Source organism: Nannocystis sp., from assembly GCF_016714285.1.
Taxonomy (GTDB): Bacteria; Myxococcota_A; Polyangia; order Nannocystales; family Nannocystaceae; genus Nannocystis.
On sequence record NZ_JADJNN010000001.1, the window covers coordinates 361,432 to 387,928 of the forward strand.

General features: G+C 69.5%; 22 protein-coding genes. 16 read left to right on the forward strand and 6 right to left on the reverse strand.

The genetic code is table 11. From position 1 onward, the window contains the following. Positions 1 to 71 precede the first annotated feature (71 nt). Together IPJ59_RS01550 and IPJ59_RS01555 are read right to left on the reverse strand one after the other, a co-directional pair. Positions 72 to 1,736: a peptidase MA family metallohydrolase gene (locus IPJ59_RS01550; protein WP_293269471.1), complete on the reverse strand. Its 1,665-nt coding sequence runs from the start codon at positions 1,734 to 1,736 to the stop codon at positions 72 to 74. Then, positions 1,733 to 4,888, reverse strand: coding sequence for a DUF4175 family protein (locus IPJ59_RS01555; protein WP_463673343.1), 3,156 nt, complete (start codon positions 4,886 to 4,888; stop codon positions 1,733 to 1,735). Before IPJ59_RS01555 ends, IPJ59_RS01550 begins: the two co-directional genes overlap by 4 nt. 83 nt (positions 4,889 to 4,971) lie before the next feature. Between IPJ59_RS01555 and IPJ59_RS01560 the strand changes: the two genes are divergently transcribed. The 11 genes from IPJ59_RS01560 to IPJ59_RS01610 all read left to right on the forward strand — a co-directional run bounded on the left by IPJ59_RS01560 (position 4,972) and on the right by IPJ59_RS01610 (position 16,266). Continuing rightward, the gene (locus IPJ59_RS01560) at positions 4,972 to 5,640 is read left to right on the forward strand and encodes an RNA polymerase sigma factor (protein WP_293269473.1); all 669 of its coding nucleotides are present in this window, start codon (positions 4,972 to 4,974) and stop codon (positions 5,638 to 5,640) included. After that, positions 5,637 to 6,281 carry an anti-sigma factor family protein gene (locus tag IPJ59_RS01565; RefSeq protein ID WP_293253905.1) on the forward strand — a complete coding sequence of 215 codons (645 nt, stop codon included), beginning with the start codon at positions 5,637 to 5,639 and terminating at the stop codon, positions 6,279 to 6,281. Before IPJ59_RS01560 ends, IPJ59_RS01565 begins: the two co-directional genes overlap by 4 nt. Positions 6,282 to 6,319: 38 nt before the next feature. After that, complete coding sequence (locus IPJ59_RS01570) at positions 6,320 to 6,814, forward strand: hypothetical protein (protein ID WP_293253908.1); 495 nt, start codon at positions 6,320 to 6,322, stop codon at positions 6,812 to 6,814. 203 nt (positions 6,815 to 7,017) lie between these two features. After that, complete coding sequence (locus IPJ59_RS01575; protein ID WP_293269474.1) at positions 7,018 to 9,309, forward strand: transglycosylase domain-containing protein; 2,292 nt, start codon at positions 7,018 to 7,020, stop codon at positions 9,307 to 9,309. Further along, entirely contained in the window at positions 9,306 to 10,787 is a 1,482-nt protein-coding gene (locus tag IPJ59_RS01580) for a hypothetical protein (RefSeq protein ID WP_293253914.1), read from the forward strand. The genes IPJ59_RS01575 and IPJ59_RS01580 overlap by 4 nt, the downstream gene beginning before the upstream one ends. Before the next feature lie 5 nt (positions 10,788 to 10,792). Next, on the forward strand, positions 10,793 to 11,548 hold the full coding sequence (locus tag IPJ59_RS01585; protein WP_293269476.1) for a TrmH family RNA methyltransferase: 756 nt from the start codon (positions 10,793 to 10,795) through the stop codon (positions 11,546 to 11,548). An 86-nt stretch (positions 11,549 to 11,634) separates the two neighbouring features. Continuing rightward, positions 11,635 to 14,061, forward strand: a complete 2,427-nt coding sequence (locus tag IPJ59_RS01590; protein ID WP_293269477.1) for a penicillin-binding protein 1A — start codon at positions 11,635 to 11,637, stop codon at positions 14,059 to 14,061. 52 nt (positions 14,062 to 14,113) lie between these two features. Continuing rightward, entirely contained in the window at positions 14,114 to 14,737 is a 624-nt protein-coding gene (locus IPJ59_RS01595; protein ID WP_293253923.1) for a hypothetical protein, read from the forward strand. After that, the gene (locus IPJ59_RS01600; RefSeq protein WP_293253926.1) at positions 14,734 to 15,315 is read left to right on the forward strand and encodes an NINE protein; all 582 of its coding nucleotides are present in this window, start codon (positions 14,734 to 14,736) and stop codon (positions 15,313 to 15,315) included. The genes IPJ59_RS01595 and IPJ59_RS01600 overlap by 4 nt, the downstream gene beginning before the upstream one ends. 14 nt (positions 15,316 to 15,329) lie before the next feature. Continuing rightward, positions 15,330 to 15,656: a hypothetical protein gene (locus IPJ59_RS01605; RefSeq protein ID WP_293253929.1), complete on the forward strand. Its 327-nt coding sequence runs from the start codon at positions 15,330 to 15,332 to the stop codon at positions 15,654 to 15,656. 4 nt (positions 15,657 to 15,660) lie between these two features. After that, the gene (locus IPJ59_RS01610; protein WP_293253932.1) at positions 15,661 to 16,266 is read left to right on the forward strand and encodes a hypothetical protein; all 606 of its coding nucleotides are present in this window, start codon (positions 15,661 to 15,663) and stop codon (positions 16,264 to 16,266) included. Between the two features lie 39 nt (positions 16,267 to 16,305). Here IPJ59_RS01610 and IPJ59_RS01615 read toward each other — a convergent pair whose 3' ends face one another. Next, entirely contained in the window at positions 16,306 to 17,046 is a 741-nt protein-coding gene (locus tag IPJ59_RS01615) for a hypothetical protein (RefSeq protein WP_293253935.1), read from the reverse strand. A 537-nt stretch (positions 17,047 to 17,583) separates the two neighbouring features. Here IPJ59_RS01615 and IPJ59_RS01620 point away from each other — a divergent pair. The 3 genes from IPJ59_RS01620 to IPJ59_RS01630 all read left to right on the forward strand — a co-directional run bounded on the left by IPJ59_RS01620 (position 17,584) and on the right by IPJ59_RS01630 (position 19,254). Beyond that, positions 17,584 to 18,231, forward strand: a complete 648-nt coding sequence (locus tag IPJ59_RS01620; RefSeq protein WP_293269478.1) for an OmpA family protein — start codon at positions 17,584 to 17,586, stop codon at positions 18,229 to 18,231. Between the two features lie 7 nt (positions 18,232 to 18,238). Beyond that, positions 18,239 to 18,646 (forward strand): AgmX/PglI C-terminal domain-containing protein, encoded by a 408-nt coding sequence (locus tag IPJ59_RS01625; protein WP_293253942.1) that lies wholly within the window; start codon positions 18,239 to 18,241, stop codon positions 18,644 to 18,646. An 80-nt stretch (positions 18,647 to 18,726) separates the two neighbouring features. Then, positions 18,727 to 19,254, forward strand: coding sequence for a DUF2505 family protein (locus IPJ59_RS01630; RefSeq protein ID WP_293253945.1), 528 nt, complete (start codon positions 18,727 to 18,729; stop codon positions 19,252 to 19,254). A 27-nt stretch (positions 19,255 to 19,281) separates the two neighbouring features. Here IPJ59_RS01630 and IPJ59_RS01635 read toward each other — a convergent pair whose 3' ends face one another. Continuing rightward, complete coding sequence (locus IPJ59_RS01635) at positions 19,282 to 19,776, reverse strand: hypothetical protein (protein ID WP_293269479.1); 495 nt, start codon at positions 19,774 to 19,776, stop codon at positions 19,282 to 19,284. Between the two features lie 824 nt (positions 19,777 to 20,600). On the opposite strand from IPJ59_RS01635, the gene IPJ59_RS01640 reads away from it, so the two are divergent. Together IPJ59_RS01640 and IPJ59_RS01645 are read left to right on the forward strand one after the other, a co-directional pair. Further along, entirely contained in the window at positions 20,601 to 21,257 is a 657-nt protein-coding gene (locus tag IPJ59_RS01640; protein ID WP_293269480.1) for a hypothetical protein, read from the forward strand. A gap of 344 nt (positions 21,258 to 21,601) precedes the next feature. Next, complete coding sequence (locus IPJ59_RS01645; RefSeq protein WP_293253949.1) at positions 21,602 to 22,255, forward strand: peroxiredoxin; 654 nt, start codon at positions 21,602 to 21,604, stop codon at positions 22,253 to 22,255. A 107-nt stretch (positions 22,256 to 22,362) separates the two neighbouring features. Here the strand turns inward: IPJ59_RS01645 and IPJ59_RS01650 are convergent, their stop codons facing one another. Both IPJ59_RS01650 and IPJ59_RS01655 read right to left on the reverse strand, forming a co-directional pair. Beyond that, complete coding sequence (locus IPJ59_RS01650) at positions 22,363 to 22,704, reverse strand: hypothetical protein (RefSeq protein WP_293253952.1); 342 nt, start codon at positions 22,702 to 22,704, stop codon at positions 22,363 to 22,365. Positions 22,705 to 22,754: 50 nt separating this feature from the next. After that, positions 22,755 to 25,481, reverse strand: a complete 2,727-nt coding sequence (locus IPJ59_RS01655) for a serine/threonine-protein kinase (protein ID WP_293269481.1) — start codon at positions 25,479 to 25,481, stop codon at positions 22,755 to 22,757. Positions 25,482 to 26,497 lie beyond the last annotated feature (1,016 nt).

Consider the following 26,497-nt stretch of genomic DNA (forward strand, 5'->3'; position numbering starts at 1 on the left):
TGTCGCTGTGACGGCAGGCCGTGGCCGATGTGCTCGCGGGGGTCGATCGACGACATGGCCTTTGGGACAGGTCATTCGCGACACTGCGCCTGCTCGCGGCTGCGCTCGTCGGGGTCGTCGGCGAGGCGGGCGAGATCGCAGTGCAGCGAGGGGATGAAGGGGTTGACGCGGATCGCCCGGTGGAGCGCGGCACGAGCTCCGGCTCGGTCGTCGGTCTGCAGCAGGGCGCGTCCCTCGGCGGCGGCGACGTTGGCCTGCTCCGGGTCGTCGACGCCGGCGAGGCGGAGCAGGGGGACAGCGCGGGCTGGTTCGCCGAGCTTGAGGTAGAGCTCACCGAGCCGGCGCGCGAGCTTCGGGTCGGCCGCGACTCGTGGTTCGGCGGCGCGGGCCTTCTCGTATTGTCGGGCGGCCTGCCGGAGGTGGCCGCGCAGCGTCAGCAGCACTCCGAGGCGCGCGTGCTGGCGGGCCTTGCCGCCGCCGAGATGGGAGAACACGTCGCCGAGCAGCGAGGGATCCGCGTCCTCGGTCTCGCTCGCGGCGACCGTGGGCTTGGCGTCGCGAAACTGCAGCTTGCGGAGCGCGGCGTCGCTGGCCTTGCCGGCAGTGCGGCGGCGCATGGTGGTCTTCCAGTGCTCGTCGAAGGCCGTGAAGCTGCCGCCCCACGCGGCCGCGAGTGCGTCCTCGGCGACGCCGCCGGCAGCGACCTGGTCGAGCAGCGCGGCGAGGCCGGGCTGGCCCTTCTCCTCGCGCAGCAGCTCGAGCATGGTCTGGACCTGCGCGTAGGCGAGTGCCGCCCGCTCCTGCGAGGGCAGCATGGCGAGCGACGGGTACATCTCGGCGAAGCTGACGAGGTCGTTGCGGGCGAGGCCGCGGGCGAGCAAGCGGCGTGGGGCTGGCTCGAGCGGGAGCGGTGTCGGGCTGCGCCAGCGCGTCTCGAGCAGCTTGGCGAGGCCCTCCTGCAGCCACACGGGGGCACGGTTGCGGGTGCGCAGCGTGACGAGGTAGTGCACGTACTCGTGCACGGAGGTGTCGAGCCAGCCGTAGCCGTAGAGGAGCACGCGCGGGCTGACCATGATGATGCGGCGATACTTGGTGATGCCGACGGTGCCGGTGGTGTAGACGTTGTCGAGGGTGAGCGGGGAGACCAGCGCGAGCTTGGCGGGGTCGTCGAGGATCTCGAAGCGGATCGGGTGGTCCGGGAGGACGCCGAGTTCGCCGCCGAGAGCCGCACGCGCCGCGGCCATCGCGGCGAACAGGTAGGGCGCGAGGATCGCGTCGCGGGCGTCGGCGCAGACGAACTCGACGTGGCCGTCCGGACTCCGCTGTCGCAGGGCCGGGCCGAGCGCGCGTTGCTCCCCACGCGCGAGGTTCAGGTAGTGCTGGGCCTCCTGCGTGATGGCCCCGGCGTCGGGGAGCTGGCCCGAGCCGAGCGCCGCGCTCAGCAGGGCCTCCGCCTCGCGGTACTCGTCGCGGTGCAGCGCGAGCGCGCCGGCCTTCACGTCTCGCGCCGAACCAGCGGGCAGATCGGCGAGCAATGCCTCGGCCGCGCGCAGGTCCCAGGCGTCGATCGCCTGGTCGAAGCGCGTCGCAGCGTCGCTGAACGCCTCGGGCTCCGGTGCGTCGGGGCCCGCGGCCGGTGGGCTCGCGGCGACGGCGGGTCCGGCCAACGCGGTGACGAGGAACATGGCTGTCCGAAGGGACAGGTTCTTCAAGGCTGTCCGAAAGGTCATGTTCATCGCAGCAGCTCCTCATAGTAGCGCTCGACCTCGAGATCGAAGCCGTCCGGGGCGCCCTCCTTCATGGCGTCCATCAGCTCGTCTCGCAGCGAACGATCGCGCTCGGTCTCGGTGCTGGCCTCGCTGTGAGCCGCGGGGCGGGCGGACGGCGAGGTCTCGCGGAGGCTGTCGAGGGCGCGCTGGAGCGCGGCGATCGCCTCGCTCTGGGCGTCGATCGCGGAGCCACCGCGGCGCTGCTCGAGCGCCCCGGTGCTGGCCTGCATGCCATCCAACGCGGCGCGAAGCGCCTGCTTGCCGGTCTCGGACAGCTCGCTCGCGTCACTGCCCTCGAGCAGATGCGAGGCCCGTCCGCGCAGGCTCGCCTGGCGTTGCTGGGCGCCCTGAAACTGGGCTTGTTGGGCGGGGTCGAGGCCGCTGTCGGGGGCTGGCAGGGCCTCGCCGAGCTGATCGAGGAGGCGCTGGGCCTGGGCGCCGACGCGGTCGAGCGTACGTCGCTCGCTCGAGGTTTCACCGGCGCCGGCGCTGGCGCGACGGAGGGCCTGGGAGGAGCGTTGCGCGGCCTCGAAGCTGTTGAGGGCGCGTGCCGGGTCGGCGGACGCCTCGCCCTCCAGTTGTTGCAGCTGCTCGCGTGCCTCGTCGAGCGCGCGTCGACCGTCGCGGCCGAGGCGCGCGTCGTTGACGGCGTCGAGCTCCTTGCGCAGCGCCGCGGCCTTCTGCGCGACCTTCCGCGCCAGACCAGCCTCGAGGGGCTTTGCCTGGGCCTGCTGGCGCCACGCTCGATGCAGATCGCGGGTCTCGCTGCGAAGTCCGACCTCGTCGTCCTGGATGCGGCTGAGCTCGCGCATCAGCTCCATGCGGGCGCGCTCCTGCGGGGTCATCGAGGCGGCCCGGTTCGGCTGGTCGCCGCGGCGCTGTTGCACGTCGTCGCGGAGCTTCTTCAACTCCTCGAGGCCGTCGCGGGCCTGGTCGAGGGCGCCGTCGACGTCGCCCCGGCGCAGCTGCTCGCCGATGTCCTGGTTGCGCATGCGAGCCTCCATCGCCTGGAACGCGTCGACGTTTAGGAACTCCTGGCCGACCTCTTTGTCGAGCCGGGCGCGAGCCTCGGCGAGCCGGCGCAGGTCCTCGCGGCTGCGCTGTTGCAGCTGCTCGAGCTCGCCACGTACAGAGGTATCGCCGGCCTTGAGCGCCTCGAGCAGGTCGACGATCTTCTGTTGCGAGGCCTGCAGTCGGGCCACCAGCGCCTCGATCTGGGCGACGACCTGGTCGTCGACGAGGTCATCGAGGCGGATGATCTCATCCTCCAGCTGGGCGAGCTGCTCGCGGTTCACGGCGGCCATCCGCGAGAGCATGGGCGTGAGCGGACGACGATCTTCGCTGCCGGGCGGGAACTCGGCGTGGAGCTCGGCCTCACGGCGGTGGAGTTCGAGCAGACGGCGGTGGATCGCGGTGAGGGTGGCGATGTCGCGGGGCGGCGTGAGGGCGTCGACGGAGAGGGCGTCGATGGCGGACCGGAGGGCGACCAACAGCCGCTCGGATGCCGCGAGCAGCTCGCGGGCGGCTCGCAGCGCGCGCAGACCGGGGGCAGACTCCGGGCTCGCAGCGGGCAGCGGCGCAGTGGGCTCTGGGGCCAGATCTGGCGCTTCGGACAGCATCCGGCGTGCCAGCAGGTCGACCGTGGCGTCGCGTAGCGTGATCAGGCTCGCGAGGTTCTCGCTGTGCTCGCGCTCCTCGTCGCGGATCGTCAGGCGCATCCGAGCCGAGCGAGCCGGCTTACCCGGTGGATCTGTGAGCGGTAGGAGACCAAGGCCTGGGTCGTTGTCGCGGACTTCGATCCAGTAGCTGAGCTCACCGCGATCACCGAGCGGAATGCCGGCGAGGTCCCAGAGGTAGGTGCGTTGCCACGTCCGCGCCCCAGGTGGCGGCGGCCCGGCGTCGAGGCGGATCTCCTCCTCGTCTGTGCCGACGAACACGAGGGTGGCCTGTGCCAGGCCGAAGTCGTCGCGGGCCTTGAAGCGCAGCTCGACGGTGTCGCGCTCGCTCGGATCGCTCTGGGAGCGCGCGAGGGGGGAGAGCTCGACCTCGGGTGGCTCGTCGGGTTCGATCGCCACGGAAAAGGCGGGGCTGTCGTCGCCCGTGTCGGGCACCAGGCGCCAGCTTCCGGCGCTGCGGACGACGAAACTGCCGAGCCAGACGCCCTCCGGATCGAGCTTCAGCTCCGTGTGCTCGGGTGGCGGGGTCACGAGGGCAGCTTCGGGAGCGTGGGTCAGGGTGACGCGGAGTTGGGTGAAGGCTCGGCGAGGCGTGAGTGCGATCTGGACGCGGGTGCCAGCCAGCAAGCGCAATTCACCGCTCGGGTTGGTGAGCGCGCGTTCGGGCCGGGCCGCATGGGGGGGCGCGATGAGCGTGAGCTGCAAAGCCGACCACAGCGGCTCCGGCGGGCTCGGCGGACGGCCGTCGGTGGCCAACAGCAGCAGGGAGAGTCCGTGGGCAAACTCCGCGGTGCCGGACAGGATCGCCACAGCCAGAGCAAGGACGCCCAGAATGAGGGCTGGTGCGCGGAGACGTGGCGGCGGTGCCGCAAGCTCTGGCTCGCAGTCGCGCAGGCGCTCCGCAACGGCCTGAACGTAGACGGTGGCGAGCTCCAGGGAGCCCAGGGAGGCCCTCTGCGGCCGATCTCGGGGATGGTCGAGGCCCGGCGTGAGTTCGACAGCGCCAAGGATCTCGTGCCGCAGTGTAACGTCAGCCCGAGATTGAGGACTCGAAGCCCCGGACCTTCGAGTGAGCGGTCGTCGGTTTTGGGCTATGGTATGCGCCGCCCGATGCTTCGAGCCCACCAGCCGTCGTGTGCGTCGCAACGCCCGCACAAGCAGCAGTCCCGCCGTCAGGCCGGCGACTGCGGTCGTCAGGCGTGCGCCAAGGTCGCCGCGCAGCGTTGCCCCGACGATGACCACTCCAAGCGTGAGCGCGATGGTGATGCCAACGAGCGCCCAGAGACTTGCCGCTGCGAGCTCACGTCGCAGCACGATGGCCGCGACGCGGGCCAAGAACTTGTCCAGGGGAGCCTTCATGGGCACGTACCAAATGCCGGTATATCCGCCGCGAGAGCCACCGTCACTTTCATCCTGTCGATCTCCAGCCGGACTCCGGGTCATGTGCACTGGGGCGTCTCCCCTAACAAGCGCTGCGTGCGCCCTGAATAGTGCGGGCCCGCGCCCGTCGAAGGACGACCTTTAACGTGGTTTCCCCAGAAGCGGACGACCAAGCCCTGGTCGCAGCCTGTCGGACGGGCGATCGACAGGCTTTCAAGAGCCTGATGCAGCGCTATCAGCGGAAGGTCTACTCCGTGGCTTACGGGTTTCTGCGCAACCAGGATGATGCACTCGATGTCGTGCAGGAGAGCTTCATCAAGGTGCACAGGTACCTCGCCAACTTTGAGGGCAACTCCAGCTTCTACACCTGGCTCTACCGGATCGTGACCAACCTCTGCATCGACCACATCCGCAAGAACAAGCGCCACCGGGAGCTCGAGTTCGATGACGGCCTGCGTCATGACGGGGAGGACGGCGGGGTCTCGGCGTTGCCCCTGTCCAGCCTGGGCGATCCAGCCCAGATCCTACAGCGACGTGAGATCTTGGACGCGGTTCAGGATGGACTGCAGTACCTGAGCGAAAAGCACCGGGCCGTCATCGTGATGCGGGAGTTGCAGGGGATGTCCTACGAGGAGATGGCCCAGGCGATGAAGTGCTCAAAGGGCACGATCATGAGCCGTCTTTTTCACGCCCGCAGGAACATGCAGAAGCTCCTGGTTGAGCGGCTCGGGTACGTGCCCAGCGGTTTGGCGGACGGAAACCATGAAGATCACGGCGCGGATGGCGTCGCTACGCCCCAGGCGGTGCTCCCATGACGACGAGGCTTGCGAAGACGGTCAACGAGGAACAGCTGAGCGCTTACTTCGACGGTGAGCTCGATCCCGGGGAGCGTGCGGAGGTCGAGCAGTGGCTCAAGCGTGATGCGGCTGGGCGGGCAACCATCGTCGAGCTCGGTGTCATGCGTGAGGCGATCGTTGTCAGCCTCGAGGCAGCGGCAGCCAAGGTCCAGGGGGCTCGCTTCGAACAGATCTGGGACGAGATCGATCGAGCCCTCGATCGTGAGACGGCGGCTCATCCGCCTGCAACTGCAGTCCCCTCGTTTTGGTCACGAGTGTTCGGCGTGCTACGTCCGGCGTGGGCACCCGTCGCGGCGGTGACGGGGGTGGCGGTGGTGGCGATCGTATTTGTGAGCGACGGAGCCGTGACCCCCACGAATAGCCCGGAGGTCGTTGTGTCGAAGCCGACGACTTCAGCGCCGATTCGGGCGCAGCCCGAGCCTGCCGAGCCTGAAGTGGAGGCCGTGTTCCCGGAGCCTGACATGTACGAGGCAGAGATCGAGCGGATCGAATTCGGCGGCAAGAATGGCCGCATCGGCACCATCGAGGGCAAGCGCGGCACCACCACCGTGATCTGGGTGTCCGACGAGGATGCCACACCCGGCCAGCGTTCGCTGTGAATCAGTTCCCCTGTAGCTTGCATTGATGAGGCAAAACCATGACATCGCGGATCCTCGCTCCTGCTCTCTCGGTGTTTCTCCTCCCGGCCGTCATTCTCGGCGGCCTCTTGCTAGCGTCCCCGGAGGTCCGCGCGGAGGTCAAGTCGGCCGCCTGCAAGGTGACTGCGTTCCTCGCCACGAGGGATGGCGACGGCAGCATTCCGGAGGATCTCAAGTTTCTCGAGGAACAGCTGCGTGACGATCAGTTCGCCGCGTTCAAGGGATTTCGCTTGCTGGAAGCGAAGACTCTCAAACTCGGGCTCGACAAGGCTGCGGTCGCTGCGTTGCAGTCGAGTTTCAAACTGCAGCTTCGCTTGCTAGGTGAGGAGGACTCGAAACTCAAGTTGCACGCGAACCTGATGGCCGCGGGACGGGACAAGCCGCTGGTGGACACGGCGTACAAGATCGATAATAATGGTGTGCTCCTTGTTGGTGGGGTCCGCCACCTAGACGGGAAGGTCTTCTTCGCCATCCACTGTCGCGGCGAGGGCTGACGGAGACTCTGGCTTCACGAAGCTCGGGAAGTGTCCCCGGTGTATTGCGTTGGTTGCGAAGACTGTGCGCGCCCGCGCCCTGTCGTTGATTTGCGGGGGACGACGCAGGGCGTTACTCTGCAAAGCCTTCGCTCATGCCACCCGTAACTCCAGTGAAGCTACGTTCGCGGTGGCGGTGCGCGGCGCTCCTGATCAGTGGCCTCGTGCTCGTCGCCAGCGCTTCCGTGGCCACCTACCCGATCTGGGCCGATTCACTGGTCGAGGCGGCAGTTGTTCAACGACTCGAGCGGCTCACCGGAACCAGGGTGACGATCGAGTCCTTTGATCTCGAGTACAGCACAGTGGCGGTGCGCGGCGTGTCGCTGGCGATCGACGCTGAGACGTCGATCGATCTTGATGCTGTTGATGTGTCGCTGGATCAGGATGCACTGTGGTCAGGTCGCGCGATCGTCACGAATGTTGCGGTGCACGGCGGGACGTTAAGAGGGGATGTGGCGACCTTCGAGCGTGTGGCCGCGGATGTGTCCGGTCGGCTTGGGGGGGGGGGGGGTGGTGGTACAGGGCGGGTCAAGATCGTGCCGCAGCATGCCCAGGTTCGGGACCTGAAGATCGATCTGAGGGGCTCGTTCGGTGACCGCTCGGGGCACCTCGGCGCGGTCGCCACCTCTGACGTGACGTTCGGCGAGGGGCGCGTCGAGCTCTTGCTGCGCCATGTCGACGCGACGCTCGGAGAACGGGCATTGAAGGCCGCGCGCCTGACGACAACGCTCCGGCGGAAAGAGGGCTTCACGCTGGAGTTTCCGTTGCGCGTCGAGATCGAAGGCGGAGCGACTGCTGTGACGCCGCAGATCGCGGTCAGCGATATCCGTGGGAGCATCGAGCTGGCCGACATGGCGCTGAGCACAGTCTCGGTCGACCTCGCTGGCAGCTTCTCGGATGAGCCGCGCAGCGAGGCCGTCGGTGCCAATGCGCCGCTGTGGACGCTCAAGGGCACAGGCGCACGGGATCTCTCGGCCGGCAGCGTCACGCTGACCATGGCGGCCTTCAAGCTTGGCCGGATCCCTGCGGTGCTGGCGCACCTACCGGTGGTGTACTCGGAGGAGGCGACGGTCGGTGGGGATCTGACGGTCAGGTTGGCGGACGGCAAGGCGGATGTGGAGGGCGACGTCCAGCTCGCGGGTCTCAACATCGATCACCCGCTGCTTGCCAGACAACCGGTTCTCGGAGTGGGGTTCGCGTTCAACTTTACGGGCGAGGTCGACCCAGCGCAGCGGAGGGTGGTGATCGCGGCCGCGACGCTGCGCCGTGGGGGCCTCGAGATCGACTTCGACGGCGAGATAGTCCACGCGGCAGAGGTAAGCCAGCGCAGGTACAGACTGCACGTGGCTGTTCCGAAGGTGACGTGTCAGGAGGTGATCGCGGCGATTCCGGCCGAGCTAGCGCCGAGCCTGGTTGGCTTCGAGCTGAAGGGGGATTTTGAACTCGATCTCGAGGCGAACATCGACCTGGGTGATCTCGAAAAGCTCAGTTTGACGGGGCGCGTTGACAAGGACAAGTGCAAGGTGGTCAAGACCCCCGCGCTGGTATCGGCAACACGGCTCAGTGGCGCCTTCGTGCATCGAGTGACGATGCGAGACGGCTCGGAGCGGACGGTGGACTTGCGCGAGGGGTCGTCGACCTACACGCCGCTGGACCAGATCTCGCCGAACATGATCGCGGCGGTGATGACCACGGAGGACGGTGGGTTCTGGAAGCACAAGGGCTTCATCACATCTCAGTTCCAGGCCGCGCTGAGGCGCAACCTCGAGGCCGGCAAGGTCCGACTCGGCGCGTCGACGATCACCATGCAGATGGTCAAGAACGTGCTCCTGTCTCACGAGCGCACCCTCTCACGCAAGCTGCAGGAGATGTTCCTGACCTGGTACGTCGAGCAGTCGCTCAGCAAAGAACGGATCATGGAGGTCTACCTCAACGTGATTGAGTTCGGCCCGGGGGTGTACGGTGTCACGCGGGCTTCGGCGCACTACTTCGGCAAGGCTCCGGCCGACCTCACGCCGCCCGAGGCCGCCTACCTCGCGTTGATGTTGCCGAGTCCGGTGCGACGGCACGTCAACTACTGCGAGGGGGGACTGACGCCGGTATTTCAGGCGAAGATGAAGCGTCTGCTGGGGATCATGCAGACCCGAGGGCGCCTCGACCCCGCTACCTACGAGCAGTGGAAGGATGGCATCATCACCTTCGACACAACCGAGCTGGTGTCCAAGAAGGAGTGTCTCGCCGAGATCCAGCGCCTGCTCGCGGCTTCGGAACAGCAGCGGTCACTGTCCGGGCTGCTCGACGACAGCGGGCTCGACGACGACGCCATCCCGCTGACACCGGACGAGGGCACTGTGGTCGTGCCCGTACGCAAGCGCGTGAAGACGACGACCGATGAGCTTGACCCTGCGATCGAGGCGCTCGGCGAGGACGCGTTTCTGCAGGCAGGGGAGCGATGATCCGGCGCAGCGTCGGCGTCTCGCTGGCGCTCTATCTGTCTCTTGGGCCCGTTGATGCGCGCGCCCAGGAGGTGCTCGTGGAGGCCGATGCGAGCCCGCGCGAGCCTGAGTTTCGCGGGCGCAAGGTCCACGGGGACATCCGCTTCGGGGCTGGCTTCGGCTTCATTGTTGAGGATCCGATCGCCAGCCTCGAGCCTTCGCTGGGTCTCGATTTTCGCGACCTGGCGCCGGTCGAGCTGCGCATCGGTGCGCCCGTTCGACTGCGCATGTACGACCGCGATCCCCAGCAGGGACCGGTGCTACGGAGCACCGAGTGGGACGAAGTGGGTGACTACCTGGCGATCCTGCAGCAGCTTTCTTACAACGGTGACTACGTGTTCGCCGAGCAGGGGCGGGCCGTGATCGATCTGCGGGTTGGCAATCTTGGGCGGGTCCATGTGGGCCACGGCAGCATCGTGCATGGCTACGCGAACGGCCTCGATCTCGATCGGCGGCGAACGGGCATCGACCTCGACGCGCGGGTCGAGGGCGCGCTGCTCGAGCAGACCGCAGGGGCCGAGCTGGCCCTGGTGATCGGTGACCTTGCTGGGCAACAGGTGTTCGGCTCGCGTCTTGGCGCCGACTGGGCGGGCGCCGGGATCGGCCTGTCGGTGTTCGGCGATCCGCTTGCGCCACGCAGCGTCGTGCCGGTTGTCGCCGGCGGGCCGGCACTGGCGGTCGATGCACAAAACCGGCTGACGACGGGTGGTCAGCGCGGTGCGACCGCGGTCGGCCTCGATCTCAGCTACCGATGGACCGACCGCTGGCGCTATCTGGTGATACCGTACGTCGATCTCAATCTGATGCCCGGGCTCGGGCGCGGGATGCACCTTGGGGTGGACACAGAGTTTACGCTCGGGCGTCGCCGGGCGGCCCGTCTCGGTGTGGTCGGTGAGTTGACGGTCGGTAGCCGTGGCTACGACCCCAGCTACTTCGATGTGTTTTACAACGCGCAGCGCATGCAGGGGCAATTCGTGGCGTATCCGGGGGACTTGCCTGGGGGCTTCTCGGATGTCGCGGCGAGCAAGTACGGGTTTATTCTGGCGAACGACCTCCACGGCGTGGGTGGCTACGGGGCGTTGCGCTTCTCGCACGAGGAGGGGGCGTTCGTGGAGTCGGGCTACCGTTACCGCCCAGGCCCGCTCGGCCACACCTGGGAGACGCGGGTCGGCGTCGATCTCGAGGTGGTGCAGCTCTCGGTGCTGGCGGCGCACAAGGGTGGCATGGGCTTCAACATCGTCGACCCGGCTGGCACGCTCGGACGACTCGATCTCAACGTGCCGGTCAATCCATACCTCGACGTCACGGCCCAGGCGGGGTGGCAGCCAGTGGTGCGGCGTGCGCCGGGGGAGACCGCGGCCGCGCGGCAGCCCTCGGGTGGCTTTGTCGGCGGCGCTGGGTTGGTCCTGCTGGGTATCGCGGGGCGCTTCGGCTGGTGATTGCCATGGCAGTGGGGATCGGACATGTCCCGAAGGACAGCTCGCATGGCTTCATGGACACGCTGGAGCTGGTGGCCGCGATCGCTACTCTGGGAGCCGAGACGGTGGCGCGGCGGCTCGCGCCGAGGCTCACCCCGGAGCGTAGGGAGCGCATCGAGGCGGTGCTGCGATCGCGGGTCGATTCGCTGCAGGTTGCGATCGAGGCCACGCAGGACCCGCACAACGCGGCGGCTGTGCTGCGCACGGCCGAGGCGCTCGGGGTCGGCTGTGTTCACGTCATCGCCGCGAAGGCTGGGCTGCCGCGCCGCATCACGCGAGGCAGCTCGTACTGGGCCGAGACCCGAGAGCACGCCGACTGGGACTCCTTCCAGGCGGGGCTGCCCGCGGGAATGCGGCTCGCAGGTGCGTGCGTCGATGCCAGGACTGTGGAGCTCGCCGCCGTGCCCGTCGATCGACCGTTGTGCATCGTCTTCGGGAGTGAACAGGTGGGCCTCTCGGCAGAGGCGCGGGCTGGTTGTGGGCTGCACTTTCGTATTCCGATGTTCGGGATGGTGGAGAGTCTGAACCTCTCGGTGGCGGCAGGCATCGCGATGCAAGCGCTGCTGGAGCGTCGACGCGCGGTCCTCGGCGCTGTAGGTGACCTGAGTGCCGAGGAAGTGGCACGACGACGCGCGCGCTGGTACGCGAAGACGGTCGACCCGCGGCTGGCACGCCAGGCGCTCGGACTGCCGGTCGACGCATTGAAGGATGGAGCATCATGATCGGACGACGGTGGCGCAAGATCCTTGGCTGGACTGCGGGGCTAGGCCTGACCGGCCTGGCCCTTGGGGCAGGTGGTATCGCCGGCGTGTTCTGGTATTACGGACGCGACATCGAGCACGTCGACGTCTCGGTGATCCGCGACTATCGACCACCGCAGGTGACCCGGATCGTCGCCCGCGATGGCACCGTGTTGGGGGAGATCTTCAGCCAGCGGCGCACGCTGATCCGCTTCGAGGACATCCCGAAGCACGTGGTCGACGCCTTCCTCGCTGCCGAGGACGCCGACTTCTACAACCACGAGGGCATGGACTACTTCGGCATGGCCCGGGCCGCGCTGAGCAACATCGAGGCGGGTGAGCTGCGCCAGGGGGCGTCGACGATCACGCAGCAGGTGGTCAAGAATTTCCTGCTGTCGCAGGACCGGACCTTCGAGCGCAAGATCCAGGAGCTCCTGCTGGCGCGGCGGCTCGAGCACGCGCTGTCGAAGCACGAGATCCTCGAGCTCTACTTGAACGACATCTTCCTCGGGCATGGGCGCTACGGCATCGAAGAGGCGAGCCGCTTCTACTTCGGCAAGAGCGTGCGTGCCATCAACATCGGCCAGGCGGCGATTCTGGCCGCGCTGCCCAAGGCGCCAGGGAGGTCGACGCCGATCAAAGAGCCCGCCAGGGTCAAGGCGCGCCAGGTCTACGTGCTCGAGCAAATGGTGGCCAACGGCTTCGCGCAGCCCCAGGAGGTGGAGGCGGCGATCAAGGGGGAGATGGAGCTGAGCCCCGCGACCGAGGCCGTGCAGGCCGGGGCCGACGCGCAGGAGTTCGTCGACGCGGCGCGCGAGTTCCTGCTCGCCAAGTATGGCGAGGAGCGCCTCGATCGCCTCGGGGCGACGGTGATCACGACGGTCGACCTGCAGGTCCAGGCGCAGGCCCGCTTCGGCTTGTTCGAGGGGCTGGTCGCGCTCGACAAGCGGCAGGGCTACGGCCACAAGATCAAGCCGGTCAAGCCCAAGGAGCAGGCCAAGGTGCTCGAGAAGGGCAGGGTGCCGCTTGCGATCGGCGCCGTAGTGCCGGTGGTGATTCAGGCCCGTACGACGACGACCCCGGCCGATGCCTTCGTGGCGAAGGCGGGCGACTCGGACCTGCTGGTGCGCGTGCCCGAGGGCACCCGCTATGACGACCCGAAGCTCACGCACGACGAGCAGTTCCCCGCGGGCGGGGTGACGATGGTGACGATCAGCGCCTTGGCTGGTACGCCCGAGGCGGAGACCGCAGGCGCGCCGAAGGGCTTCGCGGCCGGAATCATCGGCTCGGGGCCACAGGCGGCCGTGGTGGTGGCCGAGGCCAAGACCGGCGAGATCGTGGCGATGATCGGCGGCGACCACTACCGCCGCGGAGAATTCAACCGTGTGCTCGCTGCGAAGCGGCAGCCGGGGTCGTCGTTCAAGCCCTTCATCTATGGCGCGGCGCTGGCCACCGAGAAGTTCACGGCGGCCACGCTGGTCAGCGACTCGCCGGAGATCTACGAGAAGTGGAAGCCGACGAACTTCGAGGCCGACGAATACCGCGGTGACATTCGCCTGCGCGTGGCGCTCACGTACTCCGTGAACACGATCGCCATCAAGTTGCTGGACGCGATCGGCTTCGAGGCGGCGCACGCGTTTGCGCGGGCCGCAGGGATCCAGGCGCCGCTGGCCGAGAACCTGGCGCTGGCGCTCGGGGTCAGCGAGATGACGCCGCGCGACCTGCTCGCCGGCTACCTGACGCTGGCACGCGGCGGCTCGTACCTCGAGCCGACCTTCATCCGCGCCATCGATGTCCAGGGCGAGGAGCGCTGGACGCCCGAGCGCGTGGCGCAGCAGACCCTGCGGGACGACGTGGTGTTCGTGCTCACCTCGATGATGACGAGCGTCGTGCAGGAGGGGACGGGCACCGGGGCCAAGGCGTTGAAGCGGCCGGTCGCGGGCAAGACCGGCACGTCGGCGGAGCACCGGGACGCGTGGTTCGCCGGCTTCACGCCCGACCACGTCGCGGTGGCGTGGGTCGGCTTCGATACGCCGAAGAAGCTGGGCAAGAGCGAGACCGGCGGGCGTGCGGCGCTGCCGATCTGGCTGGCGGCGGTCAAGGCTGCGACCGGCGATCTGCCAGTACGTGGCTTCGTTCCGCCTGCGTCCGTGCAGGTGCGTACGATCGACAAGCGCACCGGCTTGCTGGCGCCCACCGAGGTGCCGCAGCCGGATGGCACGATGGCGCCGCCGAAGCCCGAGGAGGTGATTGAGGAGTACTTCGTGCCCGGCAGCGAGCCTGTCGATGTTGCGGAGCCCGCGGCGTTGCCAGCTGGTGACGCGCTGCTCGACCTGTACGGCGACGGCGACGAGAAGCTGCCCTCGGATCAGCCGATCGCGGCCGACTCCCTCGACCCGGTGCCGGCGCCAGAGCCGGCTCCCGAGGCCCCGCCGAACGCGCCCAACCCCCGCCCAAAGGGCAGCCTGCCGAGTGTGACCGACGAGCCCGATTGACCGTCACAGGCCGGGGCTTTCGCCGGGGCATCACAGTGCTAGTCTCGCCGCGATGGCTCAGCAAAAGGTCGTGGACCTTGTGGTCCAGCGCGGCTCGCTGCAGATCGTTCCGCGCGTGCAGACGACGCTCCCGGCTCGCGATTCGGCGCCGGACCTGCGGGGCTGGTTGGTGCGATCGCCCGGGAGCTGGCGTGGGCTTGCGGCGGTGGGCCTGGCCTCGACCGGCGCAGGCGTGCTGCTCGACTTGCTCGGGAGCCGGATGCTCACGTTCTGGTTCGCCAATTCGCTGCTTTCGGCGGGTTTGTGTCTGATCTTCCTTGGACTGCTCAAGCGGATCCTGACGGCGGGTCCGGTCGTCGCCCCGCCACCGGAGGCGATCGACCCGCGGCTCCTGGCGGAGCGCTCAAGGCGCGTGCGAGCGATCCTGGCCCGGGGGAGCTCGGCCACGCCGCAGCACACCTTCGAGAGCCTGGTGAAGGAGTCGCGCTGGACGCAGGCGGCGATGTTGTCGACGCTGCTGCACATGAAGGAGCGCGGCGAGGTGATCGAGGACCTCAACCTCGACACGGGCGAGTGGGTCTACTCGCTTGCGGAAGATGCGGTGGCAGCCGGGCCCGGTTCCCTTATGCTGGAGGAGCGCACGGCCCAGGCCATTCCCCCGGAGCGGCAAGGATGAAGGACAAGAACATCGCGGCCATCCTGGCGTTTTTCTTCGGATGGATGGGCGCCCACAAATTCTATCTCGGCCAGATCGGGTCCGGGGTCGTCTACCTCGCGTTCTCATGGACGGCGATCCCGCTGTTCGTCAGCTTCATCGAGTTCATCATCCTTGCGCTCATGGACAAGGATGAGTTCAACCGCCGCTTCAACGGTGGCCACAGTCTGACGGCTGGCCCGGTGGTCGTGAACATGCTGCCGCCCGCGCCGAACTACTACCCGCCGCCGCAAGCCCCCGCGCCTGGGATGTACCCGCCCGGGATGTACCCGCCCGGGATGTACCCGCCCGGCGTGTACCCGCAAGGGATGTACCCACCCGGCATGTATCCCCAGGGCGGTTATCCGCCGGGGATGTACCCGCAGCCGTACCCCTCCCCGTACCCCCAGGGGCAAGGCACTGGGCCCTTCGCGTCGGTGCCGGCGCAGCCGCTCGACGTGGTCGGTCGCCTGGAGAAACTCAACGAGCTGCGGATCGCCGGCCTGCTCACGGACGAGGAGTTCGCGCAGCAGAAGGCGCGGATCCTCGACCAAATGTGAGCGTATCCCCGGTGATGCGAGCGAGCCCTTGCCGCGTCGGCCTCGCACTGTGGGTGGCGAGCGTCGTGGCATGTGCAACGAGCTGTGCGCCCGGCGGCCTCGAGCGGGTCGAACACCTCGATGCCGACGGCGTGCTGCGGCGGGTGGAGCTGCCGACGGGCTCCAGCGCGGCGCAGGTGGAGGCCAGCCTCGGGCGCCCGAACGTGATCCGGCGCGGCCCAGGGGCGACCACCTACTGGCTCTACACCTTCGATCACGTGCGGCATCAGTACCTGCTCACGTTCCACGGCGAACACCTCGCGCACGTGCGTTACGTGCCGCGGCCCGGGGAGGCGAGGTAGTCGCATGACAGCTCTCCTGTGGATCATTTACGCCTTCATCGCGCTGATCTTCGCGGTGTCGCTGCGCCGTCCGATCGGTGCCTTGCGGGCGGCGCTGCGCCAGAGCCTCAACGTCCGCCGCGAGATCAAGGCGCTCAGCGAGGCCGCGGAGGTCGAGGCACCGCAGCACCTGAGCCCGACCCTGGCGCGGATGCTCGAGGAGACGCGGATGCTGCGGATCGCCCTCGCCGAGCCGCTTCAGGCGGCCCAGGCGTGGCACGCCGCGGACGCGAGCCCGATCCTCGCGCACGTCGACGTGGGCGACGGTTCGGATCTCGATCGCTGCGACGAGGTGGACGTGGCTCTGGTCAACGCCCGCCGCGCAGTGTGGGACTGGGTCAGCGCCGTCGAGCGGCTGCCCGAGCACGATCAGCGCCTGCTCGAGCGCCTCGGCTTGCACACCGCCACCGCCCGCAACCTGCTCAGCGAGCGCAACGCGCTGCAGCGGACCAGTCGGGCGCCCCGGCGCGAGCTCGAGCGGATCGAGCAGCAACTGCACCCGGTGGTGGCCTCGCTCGATCGCTTCGAGACCGGCCTGCTGCAGGCGACCCACATCGGGCTGTACCGCTGACACCTGTTCGCACGGACATGTCCCGTGGGACAGGCGCGCTCAGCCGCCCCAGTAGACCAGCCCGAACTGCAGCATGTTGGTGACCGGCCACTCGCCGCGCAGCGAGCTGACGAGCGCTTGGTAGCCGAGGCTGAGGCCGAAGCCGTGGAACAGCTTGCGCGCGCGGGCGGAGTTGCCGAGCAGGCCCATGTTCAGGCTGAGGCGCGGACCATGGGGCGCGCGCAGGCCGTCAGCGATGGCCATGCCGTCGACGATGGCCCGGGTGGGCGCGGCGAAGAAGTCGTAGCCGACCCGGACGTCGAGGAAGCCGCGCTGCAGCAGCGCGAGGCGGCCGAGAGAAAGTGTCGGGCCGCCGCCGACGAGGGCGATGCTCTGGGTCTCACGGTCGGGCTTGGTGTGGATCACGCTGCCGAACTGACCGACCAGGGTCACCGCGTAGCCGAACTTGTTGAAGCTCTGGCCGATGTCGGCCGAGAGCCCGCCGAGGCGGCCCGACAGGGTGTTGTCGACGCTGCCAGCGAGGACGTACACGGCGCGGGCGACGATGTTGAACCGACCCGGGTTGTTCGCGGGACGGTAGAGGTTGCGGTACATCGCCGCGATCGCGGCGTCCTCTTCTTCAGCCGACTCGGCCTCGCTGCGCACCGGACCGGCGGCGCGCTCGGTGGGATGACGGTTGACCGAGGGTCCGAGCAGCTGTTCGGCGAGGCCGGGGGCCGGCGGGACTGCAGGGGTCGCCGGGTCCGGGGTGGAGCCGGGTGGGTCGCCGGGATCGCTCACCGCCGCCGGCTCGGCGGGCGTGGGGGTAGGGACAAGAGGAGCGCTGGGGGGCGGAGTTCCAGGGGCCGCAGGGGTCGGGTTCGGGGCCGTCGTCGCGGGTGGCGGTTGCGCACTCGTGGGCGTCGCGGGACCTGTGGGCGCCGTGAGACCCGGGGTCGTGGGTCGTTGTAGAGGCGGTGCGGTCGGCGCTGGCGATGCGCTGCCAGGGGCTGGCGCCGAAGCGCCGGCGGTGGCGCCTGGGACCGCGGCCGCCGGCGCGGCGGTGGCGAGGACGGGCGCGAGGACGAGGCTGGCGGCGAGCAAGGAAACGACGGTCGGCATGGTGATCCGGACGCACGGGCGCGACGCAAGGCGTGCCCAGACGAGACAAGACTGGTCGAAAGGCTACCCGCAAGCGGCCGCCTGGAGCGAGGCATTTCGTTGCACAGGCTCGGACATGTCGGTCACAATGCGGCCAGCGTGGGCCCCGCCCCGCGCCTCAGCTTGTTTGCGTCGGGCCCGGGCTCGCCGCATCCACCGCACCACGGAGACTCTTCGATGTCCATCACCCGCACCTCCCGAGCCACCTCGACGTTGCTCAGCTCTCTGACCCTGGCCGCGGCGCTGCAGCTGGTCGCCTGCGGTCCGACCGTGTTCGAGGACGCCACTGCGCTCACGGTCCTCGGTGATCCGCCGCCGCCGCCGCCCAAGCCAAAAGTGGTGGTCGCCGAGAAGCCCAAGCGCGTGGTCGTCGAGGACAACCGAATCGTCATCAACGAGAAGATCCAGTTCGACTTCAACAAGGCGACGATCAAGCCGGAGTCGGACAGCCTGATGGAGGAGATCATCAAGGTCATCAAGGACCACCCGCACATCAAGAAGCTGGCGATCGAGGGCCACACCTCGAGCGAGGGCAGCGACAAGTACAACCTCAAGCTGTCCGACAAGCGCGCGAAGGCCGTGCTCGAGTACCTGGTGAAGAAGGGCGAGCTGCCCAAGGAGATGTTCACGGCCAAGGGCTTCGGCGAGACCAAGCCGATCGGCGACGAGTCGACCGAGGAGGGCAAGGAGAAGAACCGCCGCGTCGAGTTCAACATCACCGAGCAGGACGTGACGCGCAAGAAGGTGGCGATCGACCCGGAGTCGGGCGAGAAGACGGTCGTCGATGAGAAGACCAAGACCGTGACCGCCGGGGCGGGGGAGTAGGAGCACCATGCGCAACAGCACCCTGTTTAGCCTCATGTTCGTGGCCGCCTCGGCGGTGGTCCCGGGCTGCACCTGCATCGCCCGCGACGCCGAGACCTACCGCGCCGACACCCGCAGCCTGTTGGAGACCCGCACCCGGGCGATCAAGGACTGCTACGACGTCGCCCTCACGACCGATCCGAAGCTCGACGGCCAGGTGGTGGTCACGTTCAAGGTCGAGAAGAAGACCGGCAAGATCATCGACACTGGCATCGACAGCGCGCGCACCAAGGCGCCGGAGTCGCTCAGCAAGTGCATCGTCGAGGCGGTCGACGGCCTCACCCTCGATCCGGTCGATCAGCGGGAAGGCCAGGCGACCTTCAGCTGGACCTTCAAGGCCAACGAGCCCAAGCCCGCCGAAGAAGCCGCTTCCTGAACTCATCGTCACGGGGGCCCGCGTCGGATCCGGCGCGGTCATTTGCACGCCTGTGCCGCCACGGGTAGCGTGCACGGTCCATGCTGCACACCATCGAACATCGGTTCGAGGTCCCCGCGGATCGGCTCTGGCAGGTGTTCTTCTTCGATGACGCGTACGGCGATGCTCTGGCCGAGCGGCTGCGGCTGCGCGTCAGCGAGAGCGAGTTGCAGCACGAGGGGGCCGGGCCGACCTTGCTCGTGCGTCGCCGGCGATCGTTGACCCCGACGCGAGTTCTGCCGGCCCCGCTCGACCGGCTGATGGGGGCGCAGCGGAAGATCACCGAATCTGGAGACTTCAGCGCGCAGCGCCGCCGCTACACGGTGACGCTGGAGCTGCCGGCGATCGGGCCTCGGGTCCGCTGCGACGGCGAATACACGTGGGAGACGCTCGCGGACGGCGGGTTGCGCCGCGTGTGGCAGGGCCGCTGTGAGGCGAGGATCCCGGTGCTCGGGCCGACGATCGAGCGCTACCTGCTCGGCGAGATCGCGGCCAACCTGGCCGAGAGTCACGCCTTCACGTGCCAGTGGCTGCGAGAGCACGCGCCACGGGCCGCGACGTTGCTGTGAACGTCGCGGCCCGCGGGTGGGAGCTGCTCAGCGGTCGCCGAAGACGAGCGCCTTGACGAAGGCGCCGTGGACGAGCCGGCCTGCCGCCTCGGCGAGCTTCGCCAGCTCGTCGTAGCGACGGGCGTCGCCAGCGAGGGTCCGGATCTGCGTGAGCAGGTCGCGGTAGGTGGCGAGGAGGACGTCACGCGTGCGTGCGAGGACGTCGGTCGCCAGTGTCGACGCGGCGGCCTCGATGGGCGGGGCGTCGGTGACGTCGACGGGGGTGGCGGCCGGGGCGTCGGCCGGTGCATCGGTGAGGTCGACGGGAGCGTCGGCCGGTGCATCGGTGAGGTCGACGGGAGCGTCGGCCGGGGCGTCGGCCGGTGCATCGGTGACGTCGACGGTGGCGTCGGTGGCGTCGGCCGGGGCGTCGGTGAGGTCGGCGGGCGCGTCGGCCGGGGCGTCGGTGAGGTCGACGGTGGCGTCGGCCGGGGCGTCGGTGACGTCGACGGGCGCAGCGTCGACGGGAGCATCCGCAGGCACGTCGGCCGGGGCGTCGGTGACGTCGGCGGGCGCAGCGTCGACGGGAGCGTCGGTCGGTGCATCGGTGACGTCGGCGGGCGCAGTGTCGACGGGAGCGTCGGTGCTGGCGGGCGCGTAGTCGACGCGGGAGCGTCGGTCGGTGCATCGGCCGGGGCGTCGGTGACGTCGGCGGGCGCAGTGTCGACGGGAGCGTCGGTCGGTGCATCGGCCGGGGCGTCGGTGACGTCGACGGGCGCAGCGTCGACGGGAGCATCCGCAGGCACGTCGGCCGGGGTGTCAGTGACGTCGGGGGGCGCAGCGTCGACGGGAGCGTCGGTCGGTCGGCCGGGGCGTCGGTGACGTCGGCGGGCGCAGCGTCGACGGGAGCGTCGGTCGGTGCGTCGGCCGGGGCGTCGGTGACGTCGGCGGGCGCAGCGTCGACGGGAGCGTCGGTCGGTGCGTCGGCCGGGGCGTCGGTGACGTCGGCGGGCGCAGCATCGACGGGAGCGTCCGCAGGTGCATCGGCCGTGGCGTCGGTGACGTCCGCGGGCGCAGCGTCGACGGGAGCATCCGCAGGCACGTCGGCCGGGGCGTCGGTGACGTCGGCGGGCGCAGCGTCGATGGGAGCGTCAACAGGCACGTCGGCCGGGGCGTCGGTGACCTCGACGGGCGCAGCGTCGATGGGAGCGTCAACAGGCGCATCGGCGGTGGCGTCGGTGACTTCGGCGGGCGCAGCGTCGACGGGAGCATCCGCAGGCACGTCGGCCGGGGCGTCGGTGACCTCGGCGGGCGCGTCCGACGGTCCGTCGGCGACGGTGGCTGGAGCGGCGTCGACCGGGGCATCGGTGGGTGTGTTCGACGGGGCGTCGGTGACGTCGGGGCTCGCCTCGACGGGCTCGGCGGGCGCCTCGGGGCTGCTCTCTGGGGCCGCCGCGATCTCGTCGTCGGCGGTCGCGGGGACGCTGTCGCTGATGACCGGCGTCAGCTCGACGACCGTCCCGGCGTCGCCGTCGCTGGCGGCCTCGGTCAGCTCGGTCGCTGCGGGCGGCGCGGCGTCACTGTCCTCGGGGACAGGTTGTGCCGCCGCGATCAGATCCGTGGCGATGGAGGCGAGCGGTTCGACCGGCCTGTCCTCGGAGACAGGTTCTGGTGCATCGCTGGCCGCGCTCTCCAGGTCCGTCGGGCCGCTCGCCTCGGGCGAGCTGACCACGTTTTCAGGCTCGGTCGCCGCCTCGGCGGTGACCTCGAGTGTGTCTGTTGTTTCGCTGTTCTCGACCACATTCACGGTGTCGTTCAGTTCATCGATGCTCATCTCGCCCCCCTCGCTGCTGGCAGATCGTCGTCGTGTTTTGCTAACCGGAGCTACAACGTTGAGTTTTCTAGACCGACATCTATCGGCCATCTCGAGACGGCCTGTCAATCGCAGCGCTGCGTGTGACACGGTCGCGGGCTCGCGCGCTGTCACGATCGAGATCACGCGGCGCTGTGATCGCGCCTTGTGACAGTGAGGCGCGCGTGGGCATGCGTGGCGACCAACGGGTAGCGAGTCCGGCGCGCGAAGTGGCGGCCACGCGGTCGGCTGCGCCTGGGTGCCGGGTTCGCACGATCTGTCCTATTGGACAGGTTAGGTACCGACGTGGGGACGCTCCGCGGGTGAGTCGGTCAAGTCCGGGGCCGAGTGACCACCGCGACGAGGGAGCGAGGGGTGTCATGTCGGCGGCCCGACAAGACGGCGTTCGGGTGACGCGAGGCCTCGTCTCGATTTCCCCACCATCATCGTATGTTCGGTCGGGCGCGTTCGGCTATAGTCGCGGCTCAACCTCACTGGTGGCCCAAAGGAGTGCTCATGTCCGAAGCGATTTCAGGTGCGATGCCAAGGATCGGGGAGATGGCCCCCGACTTCACTGCGGTGACGACGCACGGTACGATCAAGTTCTCTGAGTGGCAGGATGGCAAGTGGGTCATTCTGTTCTCGCACCCGGCCGATTTCACGCCGGTCTGCACCACCGAGCTCTCGGAGTTCGCACGGCGCTCCGAAGAGTTCGCGGCGCGCGGCTGCAAGCTCATCGGGCTCTCCATCGACTCGATCCACAGCCACATGGCGTGGTTGCAGAACATCAAGGAGAAGCTCGGGGTCGAGATCCCGTACCCGATGATCGCCGACCTCGACATGAAGGTCGCGCACAAGTACGGGATGATCCACCCGGAGGCCGACACCACCGCCACGGTGCGCGCGGTGTTCGTCATCAACCCTGAGCGCAAGATCCAGGCGCTCATCTACTACCCGCTGACCAACGGACGCAACGTCGACGAGATCATGCGCCTGCTCGACAGTCTGCAGACCTCGGCCAAGAACGGGGTCGCCACGCCCTGCAATTGGCGCCCCGGGGAGCGCGTGATCGTACCCCCGCCGCGGACGGTCGAGGCGCTCAAGGAGCGCATGGCCCGCACGGACATGGAACACGTCGACTTCTACCTCGGCTTCAAGAAGCTGTCCTGAAGGACAGGTGCCGGCACGGCGACGGCGCGGCCTCCTCACGGAGCCGCGCCGTTATCACGTCCAGATGATGATGATGATGATGGCCCGCGTGGTCGGGCGCCCACAGCTCAGCGCTTGCCGATCTCGGCGTCGAGGCGCTTCTCGATGGCGTCCAGCTCGCGCATCTTGCGGTCGAAGTCGTCGCCGCTGTTGCGGCTGCGGCCGGCGCCGAGGGCCTTCTGGCTGCGGCGACCCCCGACCGCCCGCTGCTTCCCGCCGCCCGCGATCATGCGGTAGCCGAGGTATCCGGCGCCGCCGAGCAGGCCGAAGAACAGGACGTTCTTGAGGAGGAAGAGGCCGACGCCGACGAACATCCACAGCGCCGCGATGCCTCCGAGCGTGAGCAGGACGCCCTTGAGGACCGCGCCAGTGTTGCCGGAGTCGTTGTTGCCGTCGTCGTCGTGGGCCATGGGGGCTTTCAGCATAGGGGAGCGCCCGCTTGCTGGCAAACCGGGCGGGCTCACTCGAGGGCGACTCCGGCGGCCTCGCAGGCGAGCTGCACCGGGCCGCGATCGGCAGCTGCCAGGTGGGTGCGGGCCCAGCGGGCCTTGTCGGCGTCGCCCAGCTTGCACGCCAGTTTACCGGCGAGGTGGAGGGCGCTCGTGCTCGGCCCGGCGTGGTAGCTCTGGATCGCCAGGCTGAGCGCGAGGCCTTGTTCGCCGCGCGCGGCGGCTTGCTCGGCCCGCGTCAGCAGCGAGGCGGCCCGCATCGGATCGTGATCGAGGGGAGCCGCGAGCTCGTGGCCCGCGTCCGGGAGGCGTGCGCCGGGGGACGACTTGCGCGGGCCTGGCGGCGGGTCAGCGGACGTCTCCGCGGAGCTTGTGGGCGGGATACGAACGGTTCGGGCACCGGGCCTCGGCGGAGTGATGGCGGGCTGACTTGCATCGCTGGCGGGCAGCACTGGTGCGACGACTCGTGGCTCGGGGGTGGTGTCCGCGGGCGGCGTGACGGAGGAGGCAACTGCGGCTGGCGCGACCGCGACCGCGGGCTCGGGCGAGGGGGCCGCCACGGCCACGGTGGGCTCCGGCGGGCGCTGACTGACCCGACCTGGCCACTGTGTCGGCTCTGGATCGCGCGCTCGACGACTGGATGTCTCTTGGGACAGGTCGGTGACCGGGGCCGCGCTCGCGGATGGGCCTGTCCCGGGGGACAGGTCGGTGACCGGAGCCGCGGTCGCGGATGGCGCTGTTGCGCGGGACCTGTCCCGGGAGCCCGCGAGCGGCGCATGGACGGGGGTGGGTGTGAGCGCGACGATCGGCGGGGTAGCGGGCTCGCGCGGGCGAAGCAGGCGGACGCCCCCGGCCACGCCCGCGAGGGTGACGAGCAGCGCCGCGGCCCAGGCGATCGGGCGGGCCGGGCTGCGCACGACCAGTGAGCGGCTGGCGAGCGGCCACACCGTGGCGGAGCGATCGATCGCCGCACGCAGCGAGCCTGCGCTGTCGGTCGAGCCATGGCTGCTCGCCGCGACCTCGGTCACGGACGCGTGGCCAAAGGGGGCCGGCTGGTCGAGGGTGCTCCCCGCGGCGGCGAGGCCCACACCGGTTGCCGGTGCAGACGCCGGCACCGAGCTTGGTGGGGCGGCGGGTCCTGGCGTCCCGGTCGTTGGTGCCATCGTGGTCGCGGCCGTGTTGCGGACCGTGCGGGCGCGCCGGCTCGTGAGGGTCGGCAGGTCCGCGGCGCTGTCGCCCGCGGGGTCGTCGATGTCGCGGAGGTCCGCGTCGTCGAGCTGCAGGGTGGTGCTCGCAGCGGCGACCTCCGCGTCCGCGCGCAGGACGAGGGTCCGCGGCAGGATCACGGTGGCGCTCTGGGAGGAGGCCGCGTTGCGGCGCCCGCGGGTCATCGAGGCGGTCGCGGCCTCGCCGCTGTGCAGGAGTCGCTCGGGGATGAACACGCCGCTGTCGCCGGCGGTGCCGGAGGTGGCGACGCTGGCGACGGCCGCCACCGCCTCGTCGGCGGCGGCGAGGATCTCCTCCCACGCCATCGTGCTCGATGAGCCGGGGTCGCGCGGATCGGGGCTGGCCGAAAGGACAGGCGAGCCTGGCGGCAGGGGGTCGGCTGGAGTCCGCGAAGATCTGTCCTCCGGGACAGGTGGTCGCGGGGCCGCGGTGGGTCGCTCCGCCCGGGCTTCGGAGGGCTGCGCGTCGGCCATGAACGCGTCGCGCAGGGGGGGCAGGGTCTTCGGGCGAACGGCGGGCGAGGGCGCGTGGCGGGCACTCGGATCGATGCGCATGCTCGCCGACGAGGCGGCGGGCGTGGGCGGCGAGACATCCTCGACCTCGAGCACGCCGCTGGCGTCGCAGGGCCCGAACTCGATCGCGGCCATCGCGTTGGCGAGGGCTCGCATGGTCGGCCAGCGATCCTCCGGCGCCTTCGCCAGCGCGCGCGCGACGATCGCCGCGACGGCCTCAGGGATCGGGCCGCCGGGGCCGGTGGTCAGCAGCGGCGCCGGCTCGAGCAGGTGGCGCGCGCAGACATAGGCGGGGCGTGGATCGGGGAAGGGGACGCGGCCGGTGAGCAGCTCGTACATGATCACGCCGAGCGCGTAGACATCCGTGCGGGCGTCGACGTTGCCGCCAGTGACCTGCTCTGGCGCGGCGTAGCGGAGGTGGGCGGCGGCGGCGGCGGGGCTGAGGCTGGCCCACAGGTTGTCGCCGAACACGTCGCCGATGCCGGTGCTGAGGATCTTGAGCGTGCTGGTCCGGCTCTTGTCACGGATCGGGAAGAAGTGGCGCGTCTGCAGGTCGAGGCGCAAGCGTCCGTGCTGGTGCGACAGGTGGATGATCTGGCAGGCGCGGACCATCAAGGGGCGGAGCGTGCGCCACGCCATCGGGCCCTCGCGCGCGAGTTGGGTGGCGAGGCTGTCACCGGCGAGGAACTCGGTGACGACGAAGACCAGCCCGGCGTCGGTGCGGCCGAGGTCGGTCAGCTCGATGATGTCGGCGCCGAGGTCCTCGCGCGCCATCACGGCGCCGGCCTGCAGGCGGGCCTGCATCCGGCCGAGCACCGCCTCGTCGCGCGACAGCGCCGGCGTCAGGATCCGCAGGGCCACCGTGCGTGAGAAGGCGAGGTCCTCGGCGCGGTGGAGGGTGCCCGCGGTGCCGGCGTGGATGCGCGCGAGCAGGCGGTAGCGGTTGGCGATCAGCGCCGCGGGCTCCTCCGGGCTCAGCGATGATGTTGCGGGATCCACCGGCCCGAGCTGCGCTCTGTCCGGCCGTTCGTGGCCTTGTGTTGCTCCCATGCGCTCACAACAATAGCGAAGCCAGGGCACCGCGCCGAGCGTCTTCGTGCTGGCCTGCGACCTCGCTTCGGACCCTTGCATGGGCAAGATCCCGACGGCGTGGCTGGGGGCCGCAGAGGACATGCGAGCGCGGAAGCGGACGGGGCCAGGACCCTGGCGACCGCGTACGCCGGTCATGGATCAGGCATACTGCGGGTCCACGAGAGAGGGACGGCGAGTGGCTCAGCGCGACGATCAGGGTCCGAAGTCTCCACCTGCTGCCGGGCTGCCGGTCACGACGGGCGCCCGATTGCCGCAGGGGCAGGGCGTCGAGGACGACTTCCCCCGGGACGCGGGCGACCTGTTCGATGCGATCATCGTCGACGATCACCCGCGCCCGGTGCAGGTGCCGGCCAAGCCCCCGACCGAGCCCAGTGGCGCCGCGCCGCTGTTGCCGCCACCGCCGACGGCGCCGGACATCGACGTGGACATCGATGAGCCCGAGCCGCCAGCAGTGACGCTCAAGCCGCGACCCGGTGCGCCGGTGCCTGCGTCGCTGTTCACCCCTGGTCTGGTGTCTGGCCCGGTGTCTGGCCCGGTGTCTGGCCCGGTGTCTGGCCCGGTGTCTGGCCCGGTGTCTGGCCCGGTGTCTGGCCCCGTGTCTGGCCCCGTGTCTGGCCCGGTGTCTGGCCCCGTGTCTGGCCCGGTGTCTGGCCCCGTGTCTGGCCCCGTGTCTGGCCCCGTGTCTGGCCCCGTGTCTGGCCCCGTGTCTGGCCCGGCTCCCGGGATTGGCGCGATGCATGGGAAGCCCGCCGTCGGGTCGCCGAGCAAGCCCTCGCTGTCGGCCGCCTCGCTGTTCAGTCGCAGTCACGACGAGGACAGCGGCCAGGGTCCGGCGAGTGCGATGCCCTCGCGCACACCTCCACCGCCGGCCGCGAAGACGATGGCGATCGAGCTCGACCCGGAGATGATCCCGGGTCTGCGTG